At 62.9% G+C, this 25,953-nt stretch carries 28 protein-coding genes; 12 read left to right on the forward strand and 16 right to left on the reverse strand.

The genetic code is table 11. The features are described 5' to 3' along the window. The first annotated feature begins 280 nt into the window (after positions 1-280). Both ABID16_RS08235 and ABID16_RS08240 read left to right on the forward strand, forming a co-directional pair. Positions 281-712 (forward strand): Ros/MucR family transcriptional regulator, encoded by a 432-nt coding sequence (locus ABID16_RS08235; protein WP_354555804.1) that lies wholly within the window; start codon positions 281-283, stop codon positions 710-712. Between the two features lie 177 nt (positions 713-889). Next, positions 890-1,567 (forward strand): glutathione S-transferase family protein, encoded by a 678-nt coding sequence (locus ABID16_RS08240; protein ID WP_354555805.1) that lies wholly within the window; start codon positions 890-892, stop codon positions 1,565-1,567. A gap of 226 nt (positions 1,568-1,793) precedes the next feature. Here the strand turns inward: ABID16_RS08240 and ABID16_RS08245 are convergent, their stop codons facing one another. The 3 genes from ABID16_RS08245 to nikR form a co-directional block, all read right to left on the reverse strand. Beyond that, positions 1,794-3,698, reverse strand: a complete 1,905-nt coding sequence (locus ABID16_RS08245; protein WP_354555806.1) for an O-linked N-acetylglucosamine transferase, SPINDLY family protein — start codon at positions 3,696-3,698, stop codon at positions 1,794-1,796. Between the two features lie 73 nt (positions 3,699-3,771). Then, a complete protein-coding gene (locus ABID16_RS08250; RefSeq protein ID WP_354555807.1) occupies positions 3,772-4,389 on the reverse strand; it encodes a glutathione S-transferase family protein in 618 nt (205 codons plus the stop codon). Positions 4,390-4,492: 103 nt separating this feature from the next. Further along, complete coding sequence (gene nikR, locus ABID16_RS08255; RefSeq protein ID WP_354555808.1) at positions 4,493-4,894, reverse strand: nickel-responsive transcriptional regulator NikR; 402 nt, start codon at positions 4,892-4,894, stop codon at positions 4,493-4,495. Positions 4,895-5,056: 162 nt separating this feature from the next. Between nikR and cbiM the strand changes: the two genes are divergently transcribed. From cbiM to ABID16_RS08280, 5 genes are all read left to right on the forward strand, one after another. Then, entirely contained in the window at positions 5,057-6,142 is a 1,086-nt protein-coding gene (gene cbiM / locus ABID16_RS08260) for a cobalt transporter CbiM (protein ID WP_354555809.1), read from the forward strand. Between the two features lie 323 nt (positions 6,143-6,465). Continuing rightward, positions 6,466-7,185, forward strand: a complete 720-nt coding sequence (gene cbiQ, locus ABID16_RS08265; protein WP_354555810.1) for a cobalt ECF transporter T component CbiQ — start codon at positions 6,466-6,468, stop codon at positions 7,183-7,185. After that, on the forward strand, positions 7,182-8,003 hold the full coding sequence (locus ABID16_RS08270) for an energy-coupling factor ABC transporter ATP-binding protein (RefSeq protein WP_354555811.1): 822 nt from the start codon (positions 7,182-7,184) through the stop codon (positions 8,001-8,003). The genes cbiQ and ABID16_RS08270 overlap by 4 nt, the downstream gene beginning before the upstream one ends. Before the next feature lie 59 nt (positions 8,004-8,062). Beyond that, the gene (locus ABID16_RS08275) at positions 8,063-8,332 is read left to right on the forward strand and encodes a BrnT family toxin (protein ID WP_354555812.1); all 270 of its coding nucleotides are present in this window, start codon (positions 8,063-8,065) and stop codon (positions 8,330-8,332) included. Then, positions 8,319-8,666: a BrnA antitoxin family protein gene (locus ABID16_RS08280; RefSeq protein WP_354555813.1), complete on the forward strand. Its 348-nt coding sequence runs from the start codon at positions 8,319-8,321 to the stop codon at positions 8,664-8,666. The genes ABID16_RS08275 and ABID16_RS08280 overlap by 14 nt, the downstream gene beginning before the upstream one ends. Positions 8,667-8,720: 54 nt before the next feature. Here the strand turns inward: ABID16_RS08280 and ABID16_RS08285 are convergent, their stop codons facing one another. Further along, positions 8,721-9,173 carry a hypothetical protein gene (locus ABID16_RS08285; RefSeq protein WP_354555814.1) on the reverse strand — a complete coding sequence of 151 codons (453 nt, stop codon included), beginning with the start codon at positions 9,171-9,173 and terminating at the stop codon, positions 8,721-8,723. 194 nt (positions 9,174-9,367) lie between these two features. Here ABID16_RS08285 and ABID16_RS08290 point away from each other — a divergent pair, with 194 nt between their 5' ends. Then, positions 9,368-9,658: an addiction module antidote protein gene (locus tag ABID16_RS08290; RefSeq protein ID WP_354555815.1), complete on the forward strand. Its 291-nt coding sequence runs from the start codon at positions 9,368-9,370 to the stop codon at positions 9,656-9,658. A 58-nt stretch (positions 9,659-9,716) separates the two neighbouring features. On the opposite strand, the gene cysN is transcribed toward ABID16_RS08290, so the two are convergent. The 5 genes from cysN to ABID16_RS08315 all read right to left on the reverse strand — a co-directional run bounded on the left by cysN (position 9,717) and on the right by ABID16_RS08315 (position 16,171). After that, positions 9,717-11,192 carry a sulfate adenylyltransferase subunit CysN gene (gene cysN, locus ABID16_RS08295; RefSeq protein ID WP_354555816.1) on the reverse strand — a complete coding sequence of 492 codons (1,476 nt, stop codon included), beginning with the start codon at positions 11,190-11,192 and terminating at the stop codon, positions 9,717-9,719. A 1-nt stretch (position 11,193) separates the two neighbouring features. Next, positions 11,194-12,144, reverse strand: coding sequence for a sulfate adenylyltransferase subunit CysD (cysD, locus tag ABID16_RS08300; RefSeq protein WP_354555817.1), 951 nt, complete (start codon positions 12,142-12,144; stop codon positions 11,194-11,196). A 36-nt stretch (positions 12,145-12,180) separates the two neighbouring features. Next, complete coding sequence (locus ABID16_RS08305) at positions 12,181-12,945, reverse strand: phosphoadenylyl-sulfate reductase (RefSeq protein WP_354555818.1); 765 nt, start codon at positions 12,943-12,945, stop codon at positions 12,181-12,183. Between the two features lie 433 nt (positions 12,946-13,378). Then, on the reverse strand, positions 13,379-14,704 hold the full coding sequence (locus tag ABID16_RS08310) for an alpha/beta fold hydrolase (protein ID WP_354555819.1): 1,326 nt from the start codon (positions 14,702-14,704) through the stop codon (positions 13,379-13,381). A gap of 96 nt (positions 14,705-14,800) precedes the next feature. Further along, a complete protein-coding gene (locus ABID16_RS08315; protein WP_354555820.1) occupies positions 14,801-16,171 on the reverse strand; it encodes a chloride channel protein in 1,371 nt (456 codons plus the stop codon). Positions 16,172-16,545: 374 nt separating this feature from the next. Between ABID16_RS08315 and ABID16_RS08320 the strand changes: the two genes are divergently transcribed. Next, positions 16,546-17,850, forward strand: coding sequence for a phosphatidylglycerol lysyltransferase domain-containing protein (locus ABID16_RS08320; RefSeq protein WP_354555821.1), 1,305 nt, complete (start codon positions 16,546-16,548; stop codon positions 17,848-17,850). 49 nt (positions 17,851-17,899) lie between these two features. On the opposite strand, the gene ABID16_RS08325 is transcribed toward ABID16_RS08320, so the two are convergent. Then, complete coding sequence (locus ABID16_RS08325) at positions 17,900-18,754, reverse strand: alpha/beta fold hydrolase (RefSeq protein ID WP_354555822.1); 855 nt, start codon at positions 18,752-18,754, stop codon at positions 17,900-17,902. 120 nt (positions 18,755-18,874) lie between these two features. On the opposite strand from ABID16_RS08325, the gene ABID16_RS08330 reads away from it, so the two are divergent. Then, entirely contained in the window at positions 18,875-19,828 is a 954-nt protein-coding gene (locus ABID16_RS08330; RefSeq protein ID WP_354555823.1) for an AraC family transcriptional regulator, read from the forward strand. A 17-nt stretch (positions 19,829-19,845) separates the two neighbouring features. Here ABID16_RS08330 and ABID16_RS08335 read toward each other — a convergent pair whose 3' ends face one another. The 4 genes from ABID16_RS08335 to betA form a co-directional block, all read right to left on the reverse strand. Further along, positions 19,846-20,343: a GNAT family N-acetyltransferase gene (locus tag ABID16_RS08335; RefSeq protein ID WP_354555824.1), complete on the reverse strand. Its 498-nt coding sequence runs from the start codon at positions 20,341-20,343 to the stop codon at positions 19,846-19,848. Positions 20,344-20,358: 15 nt separating this feature from the next. Further along, a complete protein-coding gene (locus ABID16_RS08340; RefSeq protein WP_354555825.1) occupies positions 20,359-20,637 on the reverse strand; it encodes a type II toxin-antitoxin system TacA family antitoxin in 279 nt (92 codons plus the stop codon). A 76-nt stretch (positions 20,638-20,713) separates the two neighbouring features. Further along, a complete protein-coding gene (locus ABID16_RS08345; RefSeq protein WP_354555826.1) occupies positions 20,714-21,049 on the reverse strand; it encodes a type II toxin-antitoxin system HicB family antitoxin in 336 nt (111 codons plus the stop codon). 247 nt (positions 21,050-21,296) lie between these two features. Continuing rightward, positions 21,297-22,946, reverse strand: coding sequence for a choline dehydrogenase (gene betA / locus ABID16_RS08350; protein ID WP_354555931.1), 1,650 nt, complete (start codon positions 22,944-22,946; stop codon positions 21,297-21,299). Positions 22,947-23,017: 71 nt separating this feature from the next. On the opposite strand from betA, the gene ABID16_RS08355 reads away from it, so the two are divergent. Continuing rightward, entirely contained in the window at positions 23,018-23,263 is a 246-nt protein-coding gene (locus ABID16_RS08355; protein ID WP_354555827.1) for a type II toxin-antitoxin system RelE family toxin, read from the forward strand. Between the two features lie 6 nt (positions 23,264-23,269). Then, on the forward strand, positions 23,270-23,620 hold the full coding sequence (locus ABID16_RS08360) for a helix-turn-helix domain-containing protein (protein WP_354555828.1): 351 nt from the start codon (positions 23,270-23,272) through the stop codon (positions 23,618-23,620). A 218-nt stretch (positions 23,621-23,838) separates the two neighbouring features. On the opposite strand, the gene betB is transcribed toward ABID16_RS08360, so the two are convergent. Together betB and ABID16_RS08370 are read right to left on the reverse strand one after the other, a co-directional pair. Further along, positions 23,839-25,302: a betaine-aldehyde dehydrogenase gene (betB, locus tag ABID16_RS08365; RefSeq protein ID WP_354555829.1), complete on the reverse strand. Its 1,464-nt coding sequence runs from the start codon at positions 25,300-25,302 to the stop codon at positions 23,839-23,841. Then, on the reverse strand, positions 25,302-25,943 hold the full coding sequence (locus tag ABID16_RS08370; protein ID WP_354555830.1) for a glutathione S-transferase family protein: 642 nt from the start codon (positions 25,941-25,943) through the stop codon (positions 25,302-25,304). The genes betB and ABID16_RS08370 overlap by 1 nt, the downstream gene beginning before the upstream one ends. Between the last annotated feature and the right edge of the window lie 10 nt (positions 25,944-25,953).

The following is a 25,953-nucleotide window of genomic DNA, read 5'->3' on the forward strand; positions in this document are numbered from 1 at the left end:
GATTGGTTAGAATTGAAAAAATCGCCCTATTTCGATATGGACTTTTACTGAAACGGTGGTAATCACGACAACTGTAAAGGTTGTGCTTCGCCGGAAGTTCCTCTCAGTGCCTTTGTACTCAGAGGATAGTGCAGCATTCAAGTGGACATAGACTTCAATGCGTCCATGGCTCGGCGTGGGTAACATGTATTTTTTTCGCAACTGTCCATCATTCGGTGGGCGGATCTAGCTTAGTGAGAGACGCGCTTCGGGCGTTTTTCGCCTTCTCTAGGAGAATTCCATGACAGAAACCGTCAAAACCCCGGATCAGGGCCTTCTCGTCGAACTGACCTCGGATATCGTCTCTGCTTATGTCGGGAACCATGTCGTTCCGGCCAGCGATCTTCCGAACCTGATCGCGGAGATCTTCAACGCGCTGTCGAACACCTCCTCGCCTGCTCCTGTCGTTGCCGTGGTCGAAAAGCCGAAGCCGGCCGTTTCGGTTCGCCGCTCGGTGCAGGACGACCAGATCACGTGTCTGGAATGCGGCGGCTCCTTCAAGTCGCTGAAGCGCCACCTGATGACGCATCACAATCTGACGCCCGAGCAGTATCGCGAAAAGTGGGATCTGGCCGCAGACTATCCGATGGTGGCTCCGGCTTACGCTCAGGCCCGCTCGCGCCTTGCCAAGGAAATGGGCCTTGGCCAGAGCCGCAAGGGTCGCGGCCGCTAAGACTTAGACAGGACATGCCGTGCCGGGCCCTTGATGGCTCTTGCGATTGCGGCATGCGATGATGACAATGAAGCGTGGATGCGATTCTAAGAGTTCGCATCCACGCTTTTCTTTTTTGTATTGTCGCCTGTCGCGCGAGGGGCTGCGAGAGGCTTTGACGTTCAGGGGCGGGACGAAATGCTGACGATCTATGGTGTGTATCTGTCGCGCGCGTCGCGGGTCTACTGGACGGCCGAAGAGCTTGGCATTCCGTTCAAGGCGGTGAAGGTAACGCAGGCGCGGTATCTCAAGGATCCCTTTGCCGAAGACGCACCCTTCAACACGCGCTCTTCCGATTTTCTCGCCGTCAATCCATCGGCGCAAATCCCCGCCATCGACGATGACGGTCTGGTTCTGACCGAGTCGCTCGCCATCACGCTCTACCTCGCCAAGAAGCACGGCGGTGAGCTCGCCCCGGCAGACATTGCCGAAGAGGGCGAAATGCTGCGCTGGACGCTCTGGGCGGCGACCGAACTGGAACCGCAGACGGTGCAGATCGTGCTTGTGCACGATGCCGGGCAGGAGACGAGCGAAGGTGGCCGCAAGACGATTGCTGTGGCCAGCCGCATGCTGAAAATGCCGCTCTCGGTGCTGGAACTGCATCTGGCCGGCCGCGACTATCTCGTCGGCGATCGCTTCACCGTTGCCGACATCAATGTCGCGGAAGTCCTGCGCTATGCCATGGGCGAGCCGAAGCTTTTCGAAGACAAGCCCAATATCCGCGCCTGGTACGACGCCTGCCACGCCCGCCCGGCGTTCGAGAAGATGATGGCCGGGCGACGGGCGGAGGCTGCGGCGCTGAGCGCGGTGGGGTAGTTGCCGGGCGGCGCCTGTTGCCTCCCTCTTCTCCCCTTGAACTCCTCCCGCACCGATGAACGGAAGGCCTGAACGGCCGGTGTGAGCAGGAAAATCACGCCCCGGACAATGCACGCGATATCTCGTGCGATGACATTCTGCGGCATCCGGCTATCGAGCGCATGGATGAACGGCAGTGGGGCGATCTGCCCCTGCCCCGGCCAGAACCGGGCAACGCGGTGAACGGTCAGCGAAACGGTGCCTGCCTTGGCGGCAGCGCGGGTACGTCGATGTGATCGGCGGCGAGGCCTGCGCGGGCGCGGGCTGCCATCATCTCGAAGGCGATTTCCAGATGGCGGGTGAAGCGCTCGCCATCAAACAGTGGCAGTATCCGTGCGTTTTCAGAGAGCCTTGCCCTGATTTCCTTCAGGCGTTGCGGATTGTCGTGCAGCGCCACGGCGAGGTCGGCATAGGCGGCGCGGTCGTGGACGGCAAGTTCCGGCAGACCGGCAGCGTGGAGCAGACTTTCCGACACGCGCGACGCGAAGCTTTTTCCGGAAAGCGCGACCAGCGGAACGCCGGCCCAAAGCAGATCGGAGGTTGTCGTGTGGCCGTTACACGGGAAGGTGTCGAGCGCCAGATCGGCAAGTGGCACGCGATCCATGTGAGGCCCGTAGGACGTTGCATCGGCAAAGACGAGGCGATCGGCGGGAATGCCGACGCGCGCGAAGGCGGCCAGAAGATTGCCGCGCGCCGCAATGGGAGCGAGGCACCAGAAGATGGCGCCCGGCGTGCGCAAGAGGATCTGCCCCCACAGATCGATCATTTCCCGGTTGATCTTGCTGACATTGTTGAAGGAAGCGAAGACGAAGGCGGATTCCGGCAGACCGTGATCAGCGCGGCGCGCCGCGCGCGGCAAGGCACGCGCGATACTGTCGTTCGACTGATAGCTCTCCGGCAGCCGGCAAAACTTCTCGTCATAGAAGGGCTTCGCGCTGTCAGGCGTGACGATCCGGTCGGAGATCGTGTAGTCCAGCCCAACCCCGATCACGGAACCGGGATAGCCAAGCCATGTCACCTTCACCGGCGCATCCGACTGCGCGACGATGCCGAGCCTGTTGTCGCCGGTGAACCCCTTGAGATCGACCAGGATGTCCGCACGCCAGCCGGATATGACACGGGCAGCCGCCGCGTCATCGAGATCGCGCAGCGGAACGATGGCCGCCTTCAGGAGGTCCGGCCAGCTCTCCCGCTCGGCGGCGCGCTCCGCGCTGGTGTAGCAGAAGAGGCCGATCTCGAAACGGTCGCGATCATGCGCCATCAACACCTCGCGCAGGAGGATCATGGTGGCGTGGCCGTAGAAGTCGCTGGAAAGATAGGCGATGCGAATCTTTTCGCCCTCTGCGCCGAAGCGCCGGCGCGCCGGTGGGCCACCGTTGACCATGCGCGCCATGAGGAACTGATCGAGCCCCGGCCGTGTGTTGGCGGCCTCATCGTCCGACCACATCAGCCGGCGATGCAGCGACTGGGCGGCGAACATGTTCTGCCCCGCATCGTCCGTCTCGTCCATGATGCGGCGCAGGCAGTCCGCCTGGGTGTCGAAATCGCAGAGGTCGAGGGCGGCATTGAAGCGCTCGGCATTGAGCATGCCGTCGGTCGGGAAATTGCGAAGGGCGGCATCGAGCAGCGGCGGCAGCGCCTCGATCCGCTTTGCCGCGCGCAACACGGCGACGCCGAGCATGACCTGCGCCGGATCGGACGTGTCCAGCAGCGGGACGAAACCGGCGGCCTCCGCCGCCCGTCCCCCTGAAAGCAGCGCCCCTAGCGTGGCGCTTGCCAGCGCGGCATCGTCCCGGACCGATTGCAGGATTTCGACACCGGCTTCAGCGAGAAGCGCCGTTTCGCCGGCCTGGTCCAGCATGCGGCCGGCAAGGCGCAGCAGAAGCGCCCTGTCGGCGCCGGGCATGCGGGCGGCCTTGAGGAATGTTTCTCCCGCCGCCCGCGTCTCACCGCGCCGGGCAAAGATATTCGCCTTCAGCGCCAGCGCCTGCAGCGGCATCGCCCCATCCGGCATATGCGACAGAAGCACCAGCGCGCGCTCGAAATCGCCCGCCTGATAGGCCGTCACTGCCTCGACCAGATATTGCTGCATGCGCCCCGCCCGGAATTGACCGCACCGATTCTAGCGCCCGCTGCTTGCCCGAAACGGGCGGGAAAGCCTGATCTCAGGCCGTGAGGCTCAGCGCCTTCTTCACCGCCGGGCGCTCGTTCATGCGCTTGAAGTGATCATGTACGCGCGGGAAATTGGCGATGTCGACGCCGTCGCCGGCGAGCCAGGTGCAGATCGTGTAGAGATAGGGGTCGGCGATGGTGTAGGTGTCGCCCATGACCCAAGGGCCCCGAAACATGCCCGTCTCGATCAGATTGAAGCATTCGGTCATGTTGCCCGGAACGCGGCGCTTCATGTCCTCAAGCGAGCTTTCCTCGTCGGCCCAGCGGCTGCCGCGCGGGCGGTGGGCGTGGGCGACGTGGACAGTGGAGGCGAGGTAGGAATTGAAGGCCTGAAGGTCGCCGAGCGCAAACGGATCGGAAAGCGGCGCAAGCCCCGCCTGCGGCGCGATCTGGGCGAGATAGAGCAGGATGGCCACTGTCTCGGTCAGGATGCCGCGCTCGGTCTTCAGCGCAGGCACGCGGCCCTTTGGATTGATCGCCAGGAATTCCGGCGTCCGCGTGCCGCCTGCCATGGTGTTGACAAGATGGACATCGTGGTCGAGCTCGAGTTCGTTGAGCGTGATCAGCGAGGCGAGCGAGCAGGTTCCGGGCGCGTGGAAGAGTGTCAGCAAGGGATGTCTCCGTCCGTTGGTTTGATGCGCGATCATGCGCATAAAGAACGGATGGACAATCAAGTTTCGCTGATCAAATGATCAACCGATGTGAAGCTTGCCGTCACGACGACGGAATGATCGCCAGCTCTCCGTGAGTGACATTGCGCTCGGCCGTCACATGCTCGGCAAAATGACGAACCTCTTCTGCCGAACCTTTCAGGATGCTGACTTCGAGACAGCGGTCTTGATCGAGATGCACATGCATGCTGGCGACCGAGATGTCGTGGTGATCGTGGAAGGTGTTGGTCAGCCGACGCGCCAGATCGCGGGCCTTGTGGTCATAGGTGTAGGAGAGCACGCCGACGCAATGGGTCATGTCGCCCGCCTCGACGCGGGCCTGCTTGAGGCCCGCACGCGCCAGATCGCGGATCGCCTCGGAGCGGTTCTGGTAGCCGCGCTCCGCCATGACACGGTCAAGTTCGGCCATCAGGTCGTCGTCCAGGGTCACGGTCACGCGCTGCATCGGGGTCTTCTCCTCGCCGGAAACTTGCGTGGTGAATTAGCACAGGCGCGCGCCGCATTCGAGCCTGTGAAATGTCGAAATCCGTGATGACAATTCTCATAAAAGATCATACTTTGCTCACCGACGCAGGACCCAAACCGGGCTGCACAGGGAGACCAGGCCATGCATATTCCAGACGGATATCTTTCACCCGCGACCTGCGCCGTGACATTCGCGGCGGCGGCGCCCTTCTGGTATGTCGCCTCTCGCAAGGTGGGGCGCATGCTGACCACCAGGGCGGTGCCGCTGATTTCCGTGGTTTCGGCCTTTTCCTTCACCGTCATGATGTTCAACCTGCCGCTTCCGGGCGGCACGACCGGCCATGCTGTCGGCATGGGGATTGCGGCGATCGTGCTCGGGCCCTGGGCTGCGATGCTCGCAGTCTCGATTGCGCTTCTGGTGCAGGCGGTGTTCTTCGGCGATGGCGGGATTCTCGCCTTCGGGGCCAATGCGCTCAACATGGCAATTGTCGGTTCGCTGGTCGCCTACGGGCTCTACCGGCTGATTGCCGGCAGTTCCGCCCTGACGTCGACGCGGCGCGTGGTGGCGGGTGCGATGGCCGGTTATGCGGCGATCAATGTCTCCGCGCTGATGGCGGCCATCGAGTTCGGCATCCAGCCGATCTTCTTTCACGACGCCTCCGGCGCGCCGCTTTATGCGCCCTACCCGCTCTCCATTGCCGTTCCGGCCATGATGATCGGGCATCTCACCTTTGCCGGCTTTGCCGAACTCGTCATCACCGGCGGGCTTGTCGCCTATCTGCAGCGTTATGATATCGACCTCATGAAAGCGACCGCTCCCGGTGCTGCCACCGGCATTGCCAGGAGTGGCGCAACCGGCTGGATGGGAACGCGCAAGCTGTGGCTTGGCCTCGCGGCGCTGATGATCGCCAGCCCGCTCGGGCTGCTGGCCGCCGGCACGGCCTGGGGCGAATGGGGGCCGGAAGCCTTTCAGAATGCGGCGGCCCGTGCGGAGATTGCCGCCGCCTCGGGTAATGTCGCGCCGCCAGAAGCCATACCGTCCGGGCTTGAGCGGCTCTCCAGTTTCTGGACTGCACCAATCCCCGACTACGCGCCCGCCTTCATGCATGGCCACGCCTTCGGCTATATCCTCTCCGCGCTCTTCGGCGGCGGGCTGATCATTCTCTCCTTCCTCGCGCTTTCCGCACTGGCCGGCCGGGCGCGGCCGCAGACGCCGGACGCGGCGTGATGGAAGACGGAGAGACCGTCGCGTCTCAGTCTGAAGAGAAGGCTCCTCCCCAACCCTCCCCACAAGGGGGAGGGAGAGCGGGCGTTGTGCCCTCATCAGCCGGCGGATTGGCCGGCACGGTGCCCCCATCCGTCTCCCCCCTTGTGGGGGAGATGGCGGCAGCCAGAGGGGGACTTTCTACATACGCAGCCCTCTCATCTGTCCTTCGGACATCCTCTCCCCGAGGGGAGAAGAGGGGCGTACGATTTGCCGCCCCCTCGCACCTTCTCCATGCGCTCACCCATGCCATGGAAGCCGAGGATCTGGCGAACCGGGACGGGCTGTTGCAGAGCCTTGATCCGCGCGCCAAGGTGGCCGGCGCACTTCTGCTCATCATCGCCGTGACGATGCTGCATTCGCTGGTCGGGCTTGTGCTTCTCTTCACATTTGCCATCGGCCTTGCGCTCGCATCGCGCATTCCGCTCACCCGGCTGCTGAAACAGGTCTGGCTGGGTGTGCTCGCCTTCACCGGCGTCATCGCGCTCCCCTCGCCCTTCGTCGTCCCCGGCAAGGTCGTCGCGACGCTGCCCGTGCTGCATTGGACGATCAGCGAACAGGGGCTACGCAGCGCCGCCTTTCTGATCGGCCGCGCCGAGACGGCGGCAACGTTTGCAGCACTTCTCGTGCTCACGACAAGCTGGCCGCATGTGATGAAGGCGATGCGGTCGCTGGGCGTGCCGGTGGCGGTGGTTGCGGTGCTGGGCATGACGCATCGCTATATCTTCGTGCTGATGACCACGGCGGCGCAGATGATGGAGGCGCGGCGCGCGCGCCAGCTCGGCCCCTTGAGCCCCGCCAACCAGCGGCGGCTGATTGCGGGGAGCGCCGGCGTGCTGCTCGGCAAGACGCTCGCCATGGCAAACGACGTGCACATGGCCATGATCGCCCGCGGCTATCGCGGCGAGGTGCGCCTGATTGACGACTTCCGTTTCCGCGCCGGCGATTGCGTGGCGCTTGTTGTCGCCGCACTCGTGCCCGCCACCATTTTCTGGATGCAACGATGACCGAACCCGTCTTCGCGCTCAATGATGTCGACTACACCTATCGCGACCACCCGGCGCTGGCGGGACTTAGCCTGACGGTGAACTCCGGCGAGCGGATCGTGCTGATCGGGCCGAACGGATCGGGCAAGTCGACGCTCCTGCGTCTTCTGTCAGGCCTCACCTTTGCGGCAAGTGGCGCCGCGCAGGCCTTTGGTGCACCGCTGACGGAAGCGCGTTTCGAGGAGGAGGAAGCGCACTATGGCTTTCGCCGCCGCGTCGGGCTCGTGTTCCAGAACCCGGATATCCAGCTCTTCAACCCGACGGTGTTCGACGAAATCGCCTTCGGCCCGCTGCAACTCGGCTGGGACAAGCCGCGCATCAGGGCGGCGATCGAGGAACAGCTGGAGCGCTTCGAGCTCACGCATCTGAAGGACCGCGCGCCGCATCGCCTGTCCGGCGGCGAGAAGAAGCGCGTGGCGCTCGCTTCCGTTCTGATCACGGAGCCGGACGTGCTGCTGCTGGACGAACCGACCGCAGCGCTCGACCCTCAAAGCCGCGACAAGCTGGTGCATTTCCTGGCCGGGCATCTGGGTGACGGGCGCACGGTGATCACCGCGACGCACGACCTCGACATCCTGACCGCGATCTCCACCCGCGCCGTCGTCATGGCCGGCGGCCATGTGGTGGGCGACGGGCCGGTGCACGATATCCTCCACGACACCGACCTGCTGCGCCGCGCCCGGCTCACGCATTCCCATGTCCACCACCACGCCAACGGCAGCCCGCATGCGCACCACCATGTGCACGCGCTGGACCGCGACGGGCATGTGCATGGGTGAAATCTAGATAAAAGTCTAGATTGACTTGACGCCGTCTCTCCGCAGTTCCATCTTATACCATGGAATTCGAATGGGATGAGACGAAGCGGCAAACGAACCTCCATCAGCACAAGGTGGATTTTGTTCGTGTGCTTGCGACATTCTCAGACCCGGATCGAAAGGTCGTGGTCGACGATCGCAAGGATTACGGCGAAGTGCGGCTGAATATGCTGGCCAAAGTGGGCGGACGCGTTTTCCACGTGACCTACACGCTGCGCAGTGATGTGATCCGGATCATCTCGGCACGCAAGGCGAATGAACGGGAGCAGAAACGTTATGAACGCGAATGAGATGACACGCGTTGTTCTCATCGAAGGCAAGGCCTATCAGCGGCATGCCGATGGTGCGTTGACCCCGCTTGCAGATCTGACAGACGATGCGGGCCTCGACGGGCTCTCCGCCGCAGACATCGAAGCGCAGGCGCATGCCGACCCGGATGCTGCCCCGATGAGCGATGAGGCATGGCTGAAGGCCCGGCTCGACAAGCCGGAAAAGATGCCTGTCGGGCTGAAGCTGGATCGCGATGTGGTGGAGTGGTTCAAGGCGCAGGGCGGGCGCGGCTACCAAACCCGGATCAATGCCGTGCTGCGCCGCTACATGGAAGCCAATAGAAAGGCATCGTAAACGCAAGCGCGGCCCGCCTGCCGGCGAGCCGCGTCATGTGATGCTCACAAATTCTCATTCGCAGACGAGAACCTTCTTGTAGTAGGCCTTGCCGCTCTTCTTGTGGCGCAGCTGCTTTTCATACCAGCAGTCGCCGTCATAGGCGGAAGTGTGCTGGCTGGCTGCGGCGGCTGCGATGACGCCGACGGTGGCGAGGCCGAGACCGAGGGCAAGCGCGTCGCCATCACTCAGGCCACCCTTCGGTGCCGGAGCCGGACCGGGGCCCGGGAACGGAGCCGGGCCCCCCTTCACCGGCGGAAACTTGAACTTGGGGCCGGGAGAAACAGGATTCTTGAAGACGCCCGGATTGATCTGGCCGACCTGCAGCGGCCCCTTGGGCGTCTTGAAGCCGGGATCGACTTTCTGGCCGATCGGCGGGATCTTGAAGCCGTCTGCACGGGCGGCGACGGAGGTGAAGGAAAAGGCTGCGGTTGCGATGACGAGCGTTGCGATTGCGAAGGTTTTCATGGCGGTATCCCCTGTTTCTCTGAAGTTTCAGCACCGTGTCTGGCGGTTGCGGTGAACGAGCCGTCTCGTTCAGTGACTTCAATTTCTCACGAGACGCGGGGCCGCGCTGTTTCTTGGGGAACAGGCAAACCTAGACTGTTTGTAATTTATAAATTACAACCTTCACAAGACTGGAAAACAGTGGAGTGACGAACTTGAGTGAGAGGTTTCTCGATTTCGACCCGGCCGATCTTTTGAAGAGTGACGAGGCGGTCGCCGTGTTTCTCGCGGAAGCCTTCGAGACAGGCGATGCCGGGCATATTGCCAATGCGCTGGGCGTCGCGGCACGGGCCAAGGGCATGACGAAGATTGCGCGTGAAACTGGGCTTGCGCGCGAGCAGCTTTACAAGTCGCTGAGTGAAAACGGCAATCCGACGCTGGCAACGACGCTTGCCGTGCTCAAGGCCATCGGGTTCGAGATTACGAGCAAGCAGACCGCCGCCTGAACGTAAAAAGGGGCACCTGTCGGCACCCCTCTTCGGTCACTCTTGGGAGTAAAAATCGTCAGCTGTCCAGTTCGCCCAGCAGCTCAGCCGCGCGGCCCGGATTGGTGCGTCGGATGTCGATTTCGTCGCGGCGTTCGGAGAGGATGCCGCTGGCGAGTATTTTGTCGGCGAGGTCGGCGGGGAGCGAGAGGATGACGCGCTCGGCCTCGTTGTTGAGGCCGCCGAGGTCGCCGCGCTTGGCCGAAATCATGCCACCTGCCACCGTGTTGTTGGTGTCCGGGTCGATGAGGATGAAGGCGCCCGTCGTGCGGTTCAGCTCATAGGCGTCGAAGATTGCGGCTTCGTCAAACGAGAGATGCACCTTGCCGATGGCGTTCATCGGCAGCGCGCCGTCGTGGCGGTTCCACTTGCCGGACTTGAGGTCGAGCAGGCTGGACGGCTGCACAGAAACGCGCTGGCGGCGCGAGCCGGATTTCAGCCAGTAGCGCTTGCCGGGCTCGATGCCGCCGGGCTGGAGGGCCACGAGCTGCGCATCGAAGGCAAGACCGACCTGCGGCTGGGCGTCGATGGTGGCGATCATGTCGCCGCGCGCCACGTCCACCTGACGGTCGAGAACGAGCGTGATCGCATCGCCGGCGACGGCCGCGTTGCGCACCAGGTCGAAGGTGACGATCTGCTTGACGTTGGCGACCATGCCGGAGGGCAGGATGACGACGCTGTCGCCGGGCTTCACCGCGCCGCCGGCCACCGTGCCCTGATAGCCACGGAAGCTTTCGCCCGGACGCGAGACGCGCTGGACGGGAAGACGGAAGCCGACGGTCTGGGCGGAACGGACGGTTGCCAGTTCCAGCACCTCGACCAGCGTCGGGCCTTCGTACCATGGCATGGAAGCCTTGCCGTCATAAACGACGTTTTCGCCCTTGAGCGCCGATACCGGGATCGCCGTCACCTGCTTGACGCCGAGCGACAGCGCGATTTCCTTGAATTCCAGCGACAATTCATCGAAACGGGCCTTGTCGTAGTTGATCAGGTCGATCTTGTTGATCGCCAGCACGAACTGCTTGATGCCCATGAGGGTCGCAATGGTCGCATGGCGGCGGGTCTGTTCGAGAATGCCGGCGCGGGCATCGACCAGCAGCACGGCGAGATCGGCGGTGGAGGCGCCGGTTGCCATGTTGCGGGTGTACTGCTCGTGGCCGGGGGTGTCGGCCACGATGAAGGAGCGCTTGTCGGTGGCGAAGTAGCGATAGGCCACGTCAATCGTGATGCCCTGCTCGCGCTCGGCCTGGAGACCGTCGAGCAGCAGCGCGAAGTCAGGCAGGCCGAGATCGTTCTGCTTGCCGCTATCGCGGTTGAGCGCTGCGGCCTGGTCTTCCTTGACGGCCTTTGTGTCCCAAAGGAGGCGGCCGATCAGGGTCGACTTGCCGTCATCGACGGAGCCGCAGGTGATGAGGCGGAGCGGACGCGTGTCGCGAAGGGCAGGTGCGGCTTCGGGTGCGGGAGCGATTACGGCGGCGGTGGCTGTAGCAGTCATATCAGAAATATCCTTCGCGCTTCTTCTTCTCCATCGAACCGGCCTGGTCGCGGTCGATGGCGCGGCCTTGGCGTTCGGAGACGGTGGCGATTTCGAGTTCGGCGATTACCTCGTCGAGCGTGGTGGCGTGGCTCCGGATCGCGCCAGTCAGCGGCCAGCAGCCGAGCGTGCGGAAGCGGATGTAGTCTTCCTGCACCTGCTCGCCCGGCAGCGCCTCGAAGCGCTTGTCCTCGGCCCACATGAGCATGCCGTCGCGCTCGACGAACTTGCGCTTGGCAGCGTAGTAGAGCGGCGGCAGCGGGATGTTTTCGGCCTGGATGTAGCGCCAGATGTCGACTTCGGTCCAGTTGGACAGCGGGAAGGCGCGCACGCTTTCGCCGCGGCGGATCATGCCGTTATAGACATTCCAGAGTTCCGGGCGCTGGTTGCGCGGGTCCCACTTATGGTCGGGCGTGCGGAAGGAATAGATGCGCTCCTTGGCGCGGCTCGCCTCCTCGTCGCGGCGCGCGCCGCCGAAGGCTGCGTCATACTGGCCGGCGTCGAGCGCCTGGCGCAGCGCTTCCGTCTTCATGATGTCGGTGTGGAGCGCCGAACCATGCGTGAAGGGCGAGATGTTTTCCTTCGCGCCGCGCGGATTGGTGTGCACCACCAGATCGAGATCGAAGCGCTTGGCCATCTCGTCGCGGAAGGCGATCATCTCGGGGAACTTCCAGCCGGTGTCGACATGCAGAAGCGGGAACGGGATGCGGCCGGGATAGAAGGCCTTGCGCGCCAGATGCAGCAGGACCGACGAGTCCTTGCCGATCGAATAGAGCATGACCGGACGCTCGAACTCGGCGGCCACTTCGCGGAAGATGTGGATCGCTTCGTTTTCCAGCGCCTTCAGATGCGGATCGAGCGGCGGCTTCACCTGCTTGTCCTGCGTGTGGGCATCGAATTCGGAAATGTGCATTTTGTTTTTCCTTGGGTCAGGCTTGCGCCCAGAAACTCACAGAGAAGACGAATTGAGCGAGGGGGCGGCAGCTTCCGGCACATGCAGGCCGCATTCGCGCTTTTCGTCGTTTTCCCACCACCAGCGGCCGGCGCGTTCCGGTTCGCCCGGACGGATGGCGCGGGTGCAGGGTTCGCAGCCGATGGAGGGATAGCCCTTGTCGTGCAGCGGGTTATAGGGGATTGCATCCGCCTTCACATGGGCGCGGATCTGGTCGATATCCCAGTCGGCCAGCGGGTTGATCTTGATGAGGCCGCGCTCGGCATCGAACTCGGCAAAAGGCGTCGTGGCGCGATTGCCGGACTGGCCACGGCGCAGGCCAGTGATCCAGAAGGAAGCGCCTTCGAGCGCGCGGGCCAGCGGCTTCACCTTGCGCACGCCGCAGCAGGCGTGGCGGGCTTCAACGCTTTCGTAGAAACCAAACTTGCCGTATTGCGCGATATAAGTCTCCACATCGGCCACTTCCGGATGGAAGCGCTGGATTTCGATCCCATAGCGCGCTTCCGTCTCGCCGATCAGGTCGACGGTTTCCTTGAAGAGCATGCCGGTTTCGAGCGTCGCGACTTCGATCTGAGGACAGTGCGTGCCGATGGCAGCGGTGATCACCTGGTCTTCTATACCCAGCGATGTCGTGAAGACGGCCCGGCCGCCGAGCGATGCCACAAGCTTGAGGCGGCCTGCAAGGTCGAGCCTGGCAAGTTCCGCGTCGAGCGAGGATGCAGCTTCGATGCCGGGCGTGAGGCCCGAGATGTTCAGGGTCATTGCGATTTCCCGAGGGGTGTTGCGATGTTGGAGGCAATATCGCAGCCGGTGAGATCAAATGACAGAAACAGGGATTTAAAGCGGCGGCGGAACAGAAGAAATATCTCTCAGGAAACACGGTTTCGCGAAAAACATCCCCAAAGTAAGTTTCTGAATATCCACTATATTACTAGATATTTCAGACTTGAATTTGAGAAGATTTTGCGAACGGATGCCTCGATCAGTCTCGCCGCAGGCAAGGCAATCGCATATGCCAGATGGAAAGGCGGCAATTGCCTTGCGCCCTCTTCTCCCCTTGGGGAGAAGTGCCGAACGCAGTGAGGCGATGAGGGGTTCCCATCTGGCTCAGCGGCTGCAAGAACCCCTCATCCGGCCCTTCGGGCCACCTTCTCCCCAAGGGGAGAAGAGGAAGCGCGAACGCCCCGCCCTGCCCTCAATCCGTAAACTCGATATAGGTCGCGGCATCCTTGAGCGCCGGATCAAATCGTCCGACGATGGTCTCGCCGTTGAAGACGGCCGTAATGCTCTCCGGTTTGTCGCCCGCCACGGGCACATTGGCGCTCGCCACGTGCGGGACAGGGTCGTTCGGGTCGATGCCGGGGAGAATGAGGCCGTTGGCGGTTGCCTGATCGTCGGGGCCGAAATAGCCGCGCGGGCGCTTCACGAAGATGAGATTGCCCTGAGCGGGGGCCGGCTGCAGGCGCAGATCCATGTAGCGGAAGGAGCGCGGCAGCAGGCCGCGGAAGATGCGCGTTTCCGGATAGCCGTCCGCCTTGATATCGAATTCATAGGTCTGGCTCGGGCGCGCGTGGAAATCGCCCCAGACTCCATCGGCGCCCACCGTCTTTTCATAAACCGGCGAGCCGAAACGCTCGCCGGTCTTGGGATCGGTCGCGTAGATCGATAGCTTGGCACCGGGGACCGGCAGATTGGTTGCGGCACCGTTTTCGTAGCCGGTGATCATGCCGGAAAGCACCGGGTTCTCCTCCGCAACGATCGCATGCGTGCCGGCCTTCTCGCCGGTGATCGCCTGATAGATGATCTCGAAGGCGAGCTTGGAATAGGCCGTCTCGCGGTGGTCGGCACCGGGGATGACACGGTTGTCGGCGCCCTTCAGTTCCTGCGATTCATAAGAGATGCCGGTCGACTTGCCGGCCATGCCGACATATTTGCCCTCCGGCTGCGAATAGAGGTCGAACTTGTCAGAGCGGATGACCGTGACCGGCATGCCGGCCGGCACTTCCGGCTCGGCGGAGAGGTTTTTCAGGAACGGTGCTGCGCCGTTGAACTCGGAGCCCTGCGCCGCATTCGGCAGGACGAAGACGCCATGGTGGACGCAGCCGCCAAGCACCATGCGCTCGACCTTGGCCGCGCCGCCGAAATTCTTCACATAGTTGCGCGCCGTCTGGCAGCCACGCGAATTGGCGACCAGCACGACCTTTTCGGCCCCCGTTGCCTTCAGGGCCTCATCCACTTCGGCCGCCACGGCCTGCGCGGCGTCGGTGGTGGAGGAGCGGTTGACTTCCTGCGCATTGTCGTCGGCGCGCGCGCTCGGATGGGGGATGTCGACGGCAAAGAGATGGTCTTCCGGATAGCCGTTGCTTTCAAAGCGCCAGAACTGCGTCATCCAGAGTGCTGCCGTGTCGCCATTGCCATGCACGAAGACGACGGGCGGGAATTTGGCATCGGCAGACTGGGCGGAGGTCATGGAGGCAAGCGAGGCAATCGAAGCGAGAAAAAGGCGCGGCAGCAGGGACATGATATCTGTTCCAGAATGGCGGGCGGACCGGCCCGAATGATCACGTCCTCCCATGGGATCGTGACATGATCATGTCGGGCCAAAATTCAATTGAATTCACGCATGAACATCCTTCTCGGAGGCGGCATTTGAGCCGCGCCCGTGATTGCGCTGATGCCGGATCGTATCGGCCATGTAGGCGCGGGACAGTCCGTGATAGAGCGGTTCGCGGTTGATGAGGCGCGAGGTGATGTAGCCGAGCATGGCGGTGGCCATGAGGGCAATGACGTTCTGGTGGCTGTCAGTCATTTCGAGAATGATGACGAAGGCGGTCATGGGGGCCTGTACGACGCCGGCAAAGTAGCCCGCCATGCCGAGAAGTGCCGCGATGCCGGCATTCGTGCCCACGACGAGTCCGATGGTCGAGCCGATGCCGGCACCGACGGCAAGCGACGGTGCGAAAAGGCCGCCGGGAATGCCGGACATGGTGCACAGGAACGTGGCGGCGAGCTTCTCGGCGAAATAAAGCGGCGGCAGCGGGGTACCCTGTAGCGCGGCGCGCGCCTGATCATAGCCCGTGCCGAAAGTCAGCCCGCCCGAGACGATGCCGATGAGCGCAACGAGAAAGCCGAAGCCGGCGGCAATCGCGATCAGCCGCGGCACCGGCGCGGCCTGACGCCAGCGCTTGAGCCGGATCGTCAGCCTGAGCACGGCGGTGGAGAAAAGCGCGCCGCAGGCCCCGCCGCCGATGCCGCAGAGCAGCACGAGCCACCAGTCTCTCAGGCCCGCCATGACGTCATGCGTCGAACCGAAATAGGTGTTGTAGTCGCCGAGCAGGCCGAGCGCTGCAAGGCCCGACAGGATGACGGCCGTCAGCACGGCCCCATTGGCGCGGATTTCAAAATTGCGGCTCATCTCTTCGATGGCGAAGACGATGCCGGCGAGCGGCGTGTTGAAGGCCGCGGCAATGCCGGCCGCCGAGCCCGCAAGAATGAGGCCCCTCGCCTGAACGACGCCGCCGATGCGCGCGGCCTGCAGCATGATCGACGCGCCGACCTGCACCGTCGGCCCTTCGCGTCCGATGGAGCCGCCACAGAAGATGCCGAAGACCGTCAGCACGACCTTGGCGGCGGCGAGCTTCAGTGAGAGCAGGAAATTGCGGCTTTCGGCATCGTGGAAGTGGCGGGCAGCGATCGCCTGCGGAATGCCGGAGCCTTGCGAATTCGGAAAATAGCGGAAGGCAAGCCAGGCCGAGAGCGCAAAGCCGGCCGGCGTCAGCGCCAGGGGAAAGAGGAAGGCATAGGGACCGGCATGCGTGACATGATGGAACGCATCACTTGCCCAATCGGAGGCCTTGGCGAAGGCGACACTGACGAGACCAATCGCCAGCGCGCCCACCCAGAAGACCAGCCGCGACTGCCACATCGTGCGCCTTCCACGCATGACCTTCACACGTCGCAGCAGTTTCAGTTTACGGAGGTTTGGCATGGAGCACGGTCTCACGGGGATGAGAGGGGTGAAGGCGCCTTTAGACCCCCTTGTCTTGGCAATTTCAAGGTTTTATCGACCGCTTGGGGGCAAACGGCGAAATGCCTCATTTTCATTCACATCGCGATACTGACCGCAGAATGAGCAAAGCATCGCTCAAGAAAACCCTGTGCCGGATTGGTCAGTTTGCGGATTTATAAGCACTCCGTACAATTACACATTTACTGAATCACTCTGGAAACACAGCTCATTCATGCGATCCTCTCAAATTTTCTTGGGATAGACTTTAAAACTTCATTTATTTGTCATGTCTATATGCGTGAACCCGTGATAAGGGCCGCGATTGGCGTCCGAGTGGGACATCAGGATCAAATATGCTCGAACTAACGGCTTCGACCGCACCGAACACCGCAACCGAGATGGGTCATGCGGGGGAATTCGCAGCTCCCGCATATCGGGGGCGGCGCCTCACCTCGCGCTGGGCAGCGCCGGCGGCCATTTCGGCGCTCGCCCTGTTTGCGGGCGTCAGCACCGCTTTCGACGGCGCGATCGTCGGGCCGCTGCTGCGGCAGGGGATGAAGCATGTCTTCGACCAGCCGGTCGGCGGCGGCGTGGCGCTTGCCGCCACAATCAGCGTTCTGGCCGGACGCCGCGCGATGCGTGCGTGGCGCCAGCGCGGACCGGCACCCGGGCGCGACGATCTGCGCCGCGCCAACGAGATCGTGGCCCGTTACGACAACGCGGCAGCCGGGCTCGTCCGGCTGGGCGACAAGAAGCTCCTGTTCTCAGATTGCGGTCAGGCCTTCATCATGTATGGCTGCCGCGGCCGCTCCATGGTGGCGTTGTTCGATCCTGTGGGACCGCGTCATCTGTGGGAAACGCTGGCGCTGAAGTTCCGCGCCGAGGCTGAACGGATGATGCTTCGCCCCGTCTTCTATCAGGTCTCGGCCGATTTTCTGCCCGTCGCGGTCGAGATCGGAATGCAGCCTTACAAGATCGGCGAAGAGGCGGCGATCGACCTGAGTGCATTTTCGCTGGCCGGCGGCGACTGGCTGAAGCTTCGCCGATCCATCAACCGGGCAGAACGCGACGGGCTCTCATTCGAAATGCTGTTGCCGGAGGCCGTGCCGGCTGTGCTCGGCGAGCTTGCCCGTGTCTCCGACCTCTGGCTCTCGACACAGAACGCAAGGGAAAAGGGTTTTTCGCTCGGCACGTTCCGCCACGATTACGTGGCCTCGACGCCGGTGGCCGTCATCCGGGTCGATGGTCACATCGTTGCCTTTGCCAATATCCTGACGACCGAAAACGGTCACGCTTTCATCGACCTGATGCGTTCGCTTCCCGGCGTGCATCGCGGCGCGATGGACCTCCTGTTCGTTCGCATCATGGAGAGCCTGAAACAGGCAGGCTACACGAAGCTCAATCTCGGCATGGCCCCGCTCGCGGGCCTGTCGGATCACGCCGTCGCGCCGTTGTGGAACCGGATCGGCAAGCAGGTCTTCGAAAAAGGCGAACGCTTCTACAATTTCAAGGGCGTGAAGACCTTCAAGTCGAAATTCGACCCGGAATGGCAACCGCGCTACCTGATCGCCTGCGGCTTCGGCCTGCCGGTTTCGGCCATGCTGGACGTGACGCTGCTGATCGGCGGCGGCTTGCGCGGGGTTTTCCGGCGGTCTTGAGGCGGGGCGGATACGGCGGCAAGCAATTTGCCGCCGCAGCCTCTTTTTGTTACTTCGCGCCGAAGAAGTCGCGCACCGCCTTGGTGTAGCCGGCCGGATCCTGCAGCATGGCGAAGTGGCTGGCATCCTTGAGGATGATGAGCTTGGCGCCGGGAACCGTCTTGGCGATGTATTCCGTGTGCGTGCGATCCACAGCCTCATCGTGGTCGCCAAGCACGATGGCGGTCGGCACCTTGATCGATTGCAGGTCGCTGTCCGGCCAGTTCGGCTGGCTGGCCCACATGTCGCTGATCTGCTTGACGAAGGCGTCATACTCGGTCGGCGTCGGGGAGATCTTCTTGTAGACCTCGCCGCTGCGATCGATATAGGCCGCAAACGTCTTGTTTTCCATCACATCCGACTTCACACCCTCCACCTTGGTGTTGGCGGCCTGGGCGAAGAGCTTGTCCAGACGTTCCGGATGGTGGATGGCGATGTCGAGACCGATGATGCCGCCATCGCTCCAGCCGACGAGATCAACCTTCTGGACCTTCAGGAAATCCAGCAGCGCCAGATAGTCCGACGACATGAGATCATAGCCATAGGGATCCGTGTTACGCGTCGAGCGGCCATGGCCGCGGCTGTCCGCGACGATCACCGTGTGATCCTTCGACAGGTCAGCGACCTGGTTCGCCCAGATATCCGCATAGCCGAGGCCGCCATGGATCATCAGGATCGGCGTTCCCGGCGCAGTGCCGTAGACCGCATAATACATCTTGATGCCATTGACCGGCGCGGTGCCGGACTTGACGGCGGCGGGCATGGCCGGCGGTTCCGGCAGTTCGGTCCAGCGGTCGGCGGCCTGAGCGACCGATGCGGCAAGAACGGCAAGCGCACAGCCTGCCGCGACAATCCATTTTCTCATGTCTTTCCCCTTTTTCGCGGGTTTGTTGCGATTTTGTGAAGACAGCTTGAAAGCCGGCATTCGGCTGATCATACTGCTCGTAATTTCACGCCCGTTATCCGTTTTACGCAAGAGGCGGCGATGTCCCTGGAAACCGACCCCGCCGGCCTGACCGTGCACCGCGACCGCTTCGCCGATATCGACCGGCAGGCGGCGCAGCTGAGCGGCTATGACCAGATCTATCGCCAGCTGAGCCGCGGTGCCTTTTCCGGCAGCTTCACCACCGTGGAGGGTGCGAACGGGGCCGGCGTCTATGTCGAGACGGTCAATCAGGTTATAGAGCAGTTCAGCGGCGTGCCGGCCGGCCAGACGAGCCTCGTGTTTTTGTGCGGCGATCAGCCCGCAGCGCGGTTCGGCACGCGTTCCTTCGCCCCCGGCACCGCGATGCTGCTCGGCGCGGGCGCGGAGATCGATTTCCAGAGCGCTACGGGTACGCATGTCTGTGTCGTGACCCTCAGCGACGAGGCCTTGCGGCATGATGGCGAGGCCGGCGGCATCCGCCCGCCCTCGCATGGGGAAACACGGCTCATCGACAATCCGGCCGCAACGGGCCGGCTGTTCCAGACGGTCAACACACTCCTGCAATGTGCGCTTCTGGCGAGCGGTCTTGGCGCGGACACGTTTGACGGCGATGGTTTCAGCGCAGAGATTGCTGCGATCATGGTGGCGATGACCGGCCTTGCCGGGGCAGGTCTGGCGAACCGCCTCCCCTCGCTAGACCGCCGCGCCGCACTCTTCCGCCGGGCGCGGGACACGATCCACGACACAATGGGCACCGTCACCGTGCCGCGCCTGCAAAAACGGATGAATGTCAGCCGCCGGACGCTGGAATACGCCTTTCAGGAGGCCGTGGGCATGAGCCCGCACGCCTATATCGCGGCAGTCCGCCTCGATGCCGTGCGCCGCGCGCTGAAAACGAGCAGCGACAGCATCGGCGACATTGCCGCGCGCTACGGCATCTGGCATCTCGGCCGGCTGGCGGGCCAGTTTCGCGAGGCATTCGGCGCGCTCCCGTCGGAGATGCGGCGGGAGTGAGAGGGCACGAGCGAGGTCTATAGGCCCTCGATCGTGGCAAGCGGCATGAAGAGTTGCAGGGGCTTTGTCACGAATGGAATAAAACCGTGATGACAGTAGAATGCGGCTGCCGCGGCATCCTTGGCATCGACAATCGTGGCGTAGACCCCGAGACCGGAGCGATGTGTCCGCGTCATGGCGTCCCACAACAGCGCAGCCCCAAGGCCCTTGCGCTGATGGCGCACATCAGTGGCAAGACGCCCGATGCGGGCGACAGGAACGACGGGATAGCGCGGCAAGCGGCGCGCGATCTCTTCGGGCAGGTCATGCAACAGAACCTCCCCGGCCGAAAGCGTGTAGAAACCTGCAACTGCGCTGTCCCCGGCAAGACAAGACACGTAGCATGCGCTGACACGCCTTTTCATGTCTTGCCGGGCCTGCGTTCTCAGGTAATGATCGAGCGGAGCCACGCCGGAGGCAAAAGAACTGCGATCATGCGCAGCACTCAGTTCCTCGATCACATAAGGCGCGGCCAACGGCATGCCTCTCAGCTACGATTGAATCAGGCGCTGATGGCTTGCCTTTGCGCGTTTCAGCGCATCTGTCGGGGCTTGTGGCGTGATCAGCGCTTCGGCAAAGCGCAGTTGGTCCTGTTCCGCAAGCCGTACGATGTGGCTGTCCTCGATAGTGCGGCGGGCGGCGGCCTGCGCGGCGGCAACGACGAAATCGCTGAGGCTGCGGCCCTCGATCTCTGCCGCACGCTTGACCAGCGCCAAGGCATCTGGCGCAATCCTCGCTTCGATGCGAGCCGCTTTGGCATGTTCGTTCATGACCCACTCTTCTCGATCAGACTGTGCAGTATGACGTTATTGTACGTGAATTCTCCGTACAATTGAAGAGGTGTTGTCATCTGCACGCTGCCTTCGCCAGCACATCTTCCGCCCACTGGTTCAGGCTCTTGCCGGAGAGTTCGGCGGCAATCGCGGCGCGGCGATGGGTTTCGGGATCGACGCGGAACATCATCTTGCCGGAATAGGGCTTTTCCGGCGACTTGCCGATCTTGCGGCAGGTTTCGAGATAATCGTCCACGGCCTCTTGAAACGCCGCGTTCAATTCGCTGACGCTCTGCCCATGAAAACCTACGCCGTCCGCGATACCCGCGATGCGCCCGAAGAATATCTCGTCTTCGGCGTCATAGTCCACCCGTGCATTGTAGCCCTTGTAGATCATTACGTTGTTCATGGCGTTATTTCACTTACGCTATACAATGCGGACAAACACCGAGAGTTGCAACGACATTTGCTGAAAGCCGCGTCTTCCCCGTCATGCCGGACTTGATCCGGCATCCAGCCGCGCGAAGTCCTTCGCGGGAAAGGACTCTTTTCTAAGGAGTCTTCTCAGCCCGCAGACGCGCGCTGACTGGATCCCGGATCAAGTCCGGGATGACGGAAAAATGGATCGCTCGCAGGAGGCAAAGGCTAGACACCCCTCACCGATCGCTCACCTGCCAACGCGGATTGATCCAAGGCTCCTGATTGGAGCGCGCCAGTCGCGGCTTGCCCAGAATATGATCGGCGGCCTTTTCGCCGGTCATGATGGAGGGGCCGTTGAGGTTGCCGTAGGTGAGGCGCGGGAAGATGGACGAGTCCGCCACACGCAGGCCCTCGACGCCGATGACCTTCGTGTCGGGATCGACGACTGCCATCGGGTCGTCCTTGGAGCCCATCTTGCAGGTGCCGCAGGGGTGATAGGCGCTTTCGAGATGTTCGCGCAGGAAGGCGTCGATCTGATCGTCGGTCTGCACGCCCTCGCCCGGCTGGATTTCCGGGCCCCGGAAGGGGTCGAAGGCCTTCTGCGAGAAGATTTCGCGGGTGAGCCGGACGCAATGGCGGAACTTCGCCCAGTCTTCCTCGTGGCTCATATAGTTGAACTTGATGACCGGGTCGGCCATCGGGTCGGGCGAGCGCAGCGTGACCGCGCCGCGCGACTTGGAATGATTGTAGCCGACATGGACCTGGAAACCATGGCTCTTGGCCGCCGCCTTGCCGTCATAGGAGATGGCGACGGGCAGGAAGTGGAACTGGATGTCGGGCTGCCTGACGCCCGGTGCGGAGCGGACAAAGGCGCAGCTTTCGAACTGGTTGGATGTGCCAAGGCCCGAGCGCGCGAACAGCCATTGCGCGCCCGCGACCCCCTGCCAGAACCAAGGGAGCCAAGAATAGAGCGAAACGGGCTTGGTGGCGACCTGCTGGAAATAGAATTCCATATGGTCCATCAGGTTTGCGCCCACGCCGGGACGATCGGCCACGACCTCGATGCCCATTTCCTTCAGATGCGCCGCCGGGCCGATGCCGGAGAGCATCAGCAGCTTCGGCGAATTGAAGGACGAGGCCGAGACGATGACTTCGCGATTTGCGCGGATCACCTCGATCTTGCCCGCGCGATCCACCTCGACACCGACGGCGCGCTTGCCTTCGAAGACGACGCGGCGGGCAAAGCAGCGCAGGAGATCGACATTCGGCCGCTTCAGCGCGGGCTTCAGATAGGCCGAGGCCGCCGACCAGCGCTTGCCTGCATGGATCGTCTGTTCCATGAGGCCGAAGCCTTCCTGCTTCTCGCCGTTATAGTCTTCCGTCGTCTCGAAACCGGCCTGTTGTCCCGCCTCGACAAAGGCGCGCACCAGCGGGTTTTTTGCCGGCCCGCGCTGGACATGCAGCGGCCCGTCCGTGCCGCGCCAGCCGGCCTGCCCGCCCTTGGAGTTTTCCTGCCGCTTGAAATAGGGCAGCACGTCGGCATAGGCCCAGCCGGTCGCGCCGAGTTCGTCCCAAGTGTCGAAATCCTCGGCCGACCCGCGCACATAGACCATGCCGTTGATCGACGACGACCCGCCGATGACCTTGCCGCGCGGCGCGGTGATGCGACGATTGTTGAGGTTCGGTTCGGGTTCCGAGAGATAGCCCCAATTGTAGCGCTTCATGCTCATCGGCCAGGCAAGGGCCGCCGGCATCTGGATGAACGGCCCGACATCCGAGCCGCCATATTCGAGGACCAGGACTGTGTTCTTGCCGTCTTCCGAGAGGCGGGCGGCGAGCGCGGAACCGGCTGAGCCCGAGCCCACGATGACGTAATCAGCTTGCATGGTCATGAGGAGAGACCTTTGGATGGGGTGGTGTGGTTGCGGGAAATATAGCTCTCTGCTATAAATCCATCATGAGAACCGTCATCGTTTCGAAAGAGGCCGACAAGGTGCTGCAGAGGATGCAGCCGAAACGAAAGCAGGCGATTGTCGAGAAGATCAACGCCTATGCGCGTGGCGAGCGCGTCGACATCAAGAAGCTGGTGGGAACCGACCTCTACCGTATCCGCGTTGGACAGGACCGCATCATCCTCGATGATAAGGGCGTCATCGTTTTCATCGTCGAGGTCGGCCCTCGCGGTGGCATTTACAAGGGATAAGACATTATGGGCGACATCCAGAAGATCACGCTCGACGGCAAGAACTACGTGCTGCTCAGTGAGGACGACTTCGAAGACATGATCGACGGCTTGAAGGCTCAGGCTGTTCTGGCTCGTGTCCAGGCCGGCGAGGAAACGTGGCCGTGGGAAATCGTCGAGGCCCGCGCGAACGGCGAGAACTCGGTCCGCACCTTCCGCAAATATCGCGGCCTGACCATGACCGAATTGGCTTCGGCGGCGGGCATTTCCCAGCCGCATCTGTCCGATATCGAGAACGGCAAGAAGACGGGCTCGGTGGATGTGCTGAAGCGGATTGCTGTGGCGCTGAAGGTCGATCTGGACGATCTGGTGGTGTGAGCGGCGAAGACCCCCTCTGGCCTGCCGGCCATCTCCCCCACAAGGGGGGAGACGATATGCGGCACGCGCCTGCCCCATCACATCGTAACAACGTGTAGCATCATCGCGTCTTGACGAGCGTACAAATGCCGGGCGTGACGGCGCGGCCCGGTGAGCCCACCCCCTTGTGGGGAGGGCGGCGAGCACAGCGAGCGGGAGGGGTCTTTCGGCTCTCGCCATCAATACGGCGCCTCGCACTTGCCCATCGCCACATAGACCGTCTTCAGCTCGGTATAGTGGTTCAGCGCGGCGAGTGAATTCTCGCGGCCGAAGCCCGACTGCTTGACGCCGCCGAAGGGGATTTCGACGGGGCAGAGGTTGTAGGTGTTGATCCAGACCGTGCCGGCTTCCAGCGCATCGACCACGCGATGCGCGCGGGCCATGTCGGCGGTGAAGACGCCGCCGGCGAGGCCGAATTCGGTGGCGTTGGCGCGGGCCACGACCTCGTCCTCATGGTCGAAATCGAGCACGCACATGACGGGGCCGAAGATTTCCTCGCGGGCGATCGTCATGTCGTCGGTGACGTCGGCGAAGACGGTCGGCTGGACGAAGCAGCCTTCGGAGGAGACATCGTTGGGGATGCCGCCGCCCGTGAGAAGACGCGCCCCTTCGGCCTTGCCCTTCTCGATGTAGCCCAGCACCTTTTCGCGCTGCGAGCGATTGACCAGCGGCCCCATCTGGGTCGCTTCGTCCAGCGGCTCACCCATGCGGATGGCCTCGGTGCGCTCCTTCAAGCGCGACAGGAACTGCTGCTTGATGCCCTTCTGTACGAAGACGCGTGTGCCGTTGGAGCAGACCTGGCCGGCGGAGTAGAAATTGCCGAGCATGGCGCCGGAAATGGCGCTTTCGACATCGGCGTCGTCAAAGACGATCATCGGCGACTTGCCGCCGAGTTCCATCGTGACATGCTTGAGCTGGCCGGCGGCAGCGCCCGCCACCTTGCGGCCGGTCGGCACGGAGCCCGTCAGGGAGACCTTGGCGATGTCCGGATGGTTGACCAGCAGCGGACCGGCATCGCGATCGCCCTGCACGACGTTGAAGAGGCCTTTGGGCAGACCCGCCTCGATCATGATTTCGGCGATCTTCAGCGCGCCGAGCGGGGTGACTTCCGACGGCTTGAAGATGAAGGCATTGCCGGCAACGAGCGCGGGCGCGGCCTTCCAGCAGGCAATCTGCTGCGGATAGTTCCACGCGCCGATGCCGAGCACGATGCCCAGCGGGATGCGCTTCGTATAGGCCCAGTCGCCGCCCAGCGGGATCTGCTCGCCGTTGAGCGCAGCGGGCGCCACGCCGCCGAAGAATTCCAGCGCATCCGCGCCGGAGGTGCTATCGGCCACGATCGTTTCCTGGATCGGCTTGCCGGTGTCGAGCGTTTCCAGTTCGGAGAGTTCGCGGTTGCGCTCGCGGATGATCTGCGAGGCACGATAGAGGATGCGGCCGCGCGCCGTCGGGCTCATCTTCGCCCATTCCTTCTGCGCCGCCTTGGCAGAGGCGATCGCCTTCTCGACGATGGCGGGCGTTGCCGAATGCAGCCGCGCGATCACCTCGCCGGTCGCCGGATAAACGCATTCGATGACGTTGCCGGCAGTGTCTTCGACATACTCGCCGTTGATGAAATGGCTGGCTTTCGGTTGGGCGCGCATCAGATGACTCTCAGTTCTTCGTAGGAAACCATGACATGCTCGCGGTAGGGCTGACGGCCCTCGAGCGTTTCGTAATAGCGCCGCAGCGCAGGCCGCTCGGCGCGCTCTATGTCGATATCGAAATATCGGTAGAGCACATGTCCGAACTGGATATCGGCCAGGGTAAAGTCGTCACCGGCAATGAATTCATGGGCCTCAAGCTGCGTCTCGGCAATGTCGAGAAAGCGGCCCAACTCGCCGAGCGCTGCCACAACTGCGGCCGCATCACGCTTTTCCGGCGCGGTGCGCACCACCCGCCAGAAGATGGGGGCCGTGAACTTCAGCGCCACATTGAGCTTCGACCATTCCGCCCATTTGTCGATATGGGTTCTTTTGTGCAGATCCTCCGGCCAAAAGGCCGGGCTTCCATATCGGGCCGCCAGATAGCGCAGGACAGCGCCGGTCTCCCACAGGAACTCCCCCTCCCCGTCGCGCAAGACCGGCACGGTGCCATTGGGGTTCATGGCCAGGAATTCGGGCGTATCGTTGCCGCCGTAGCGATGACCGACGTCATGCCGCTCATAGGCGAGGCCAAGTTCTCCGACCGCCCACATCAGGGCCTGAACATTCGAGGAAGTTTTCCGTCCCCAGATCGTCAACATCTCCATCCTC

It is taken from the genome of Limnomicrobium aquaticum, assembly GCF_040545545.1.
In the GTDB taxonomy this organism is placed as follows: domain Bacteria; phylum Pseudomonadota; class Alphaproteobacteria; order Rhizobiales; family Rhizobiaceae; genus Ensifer_A; species Ensifer_A aquaticum.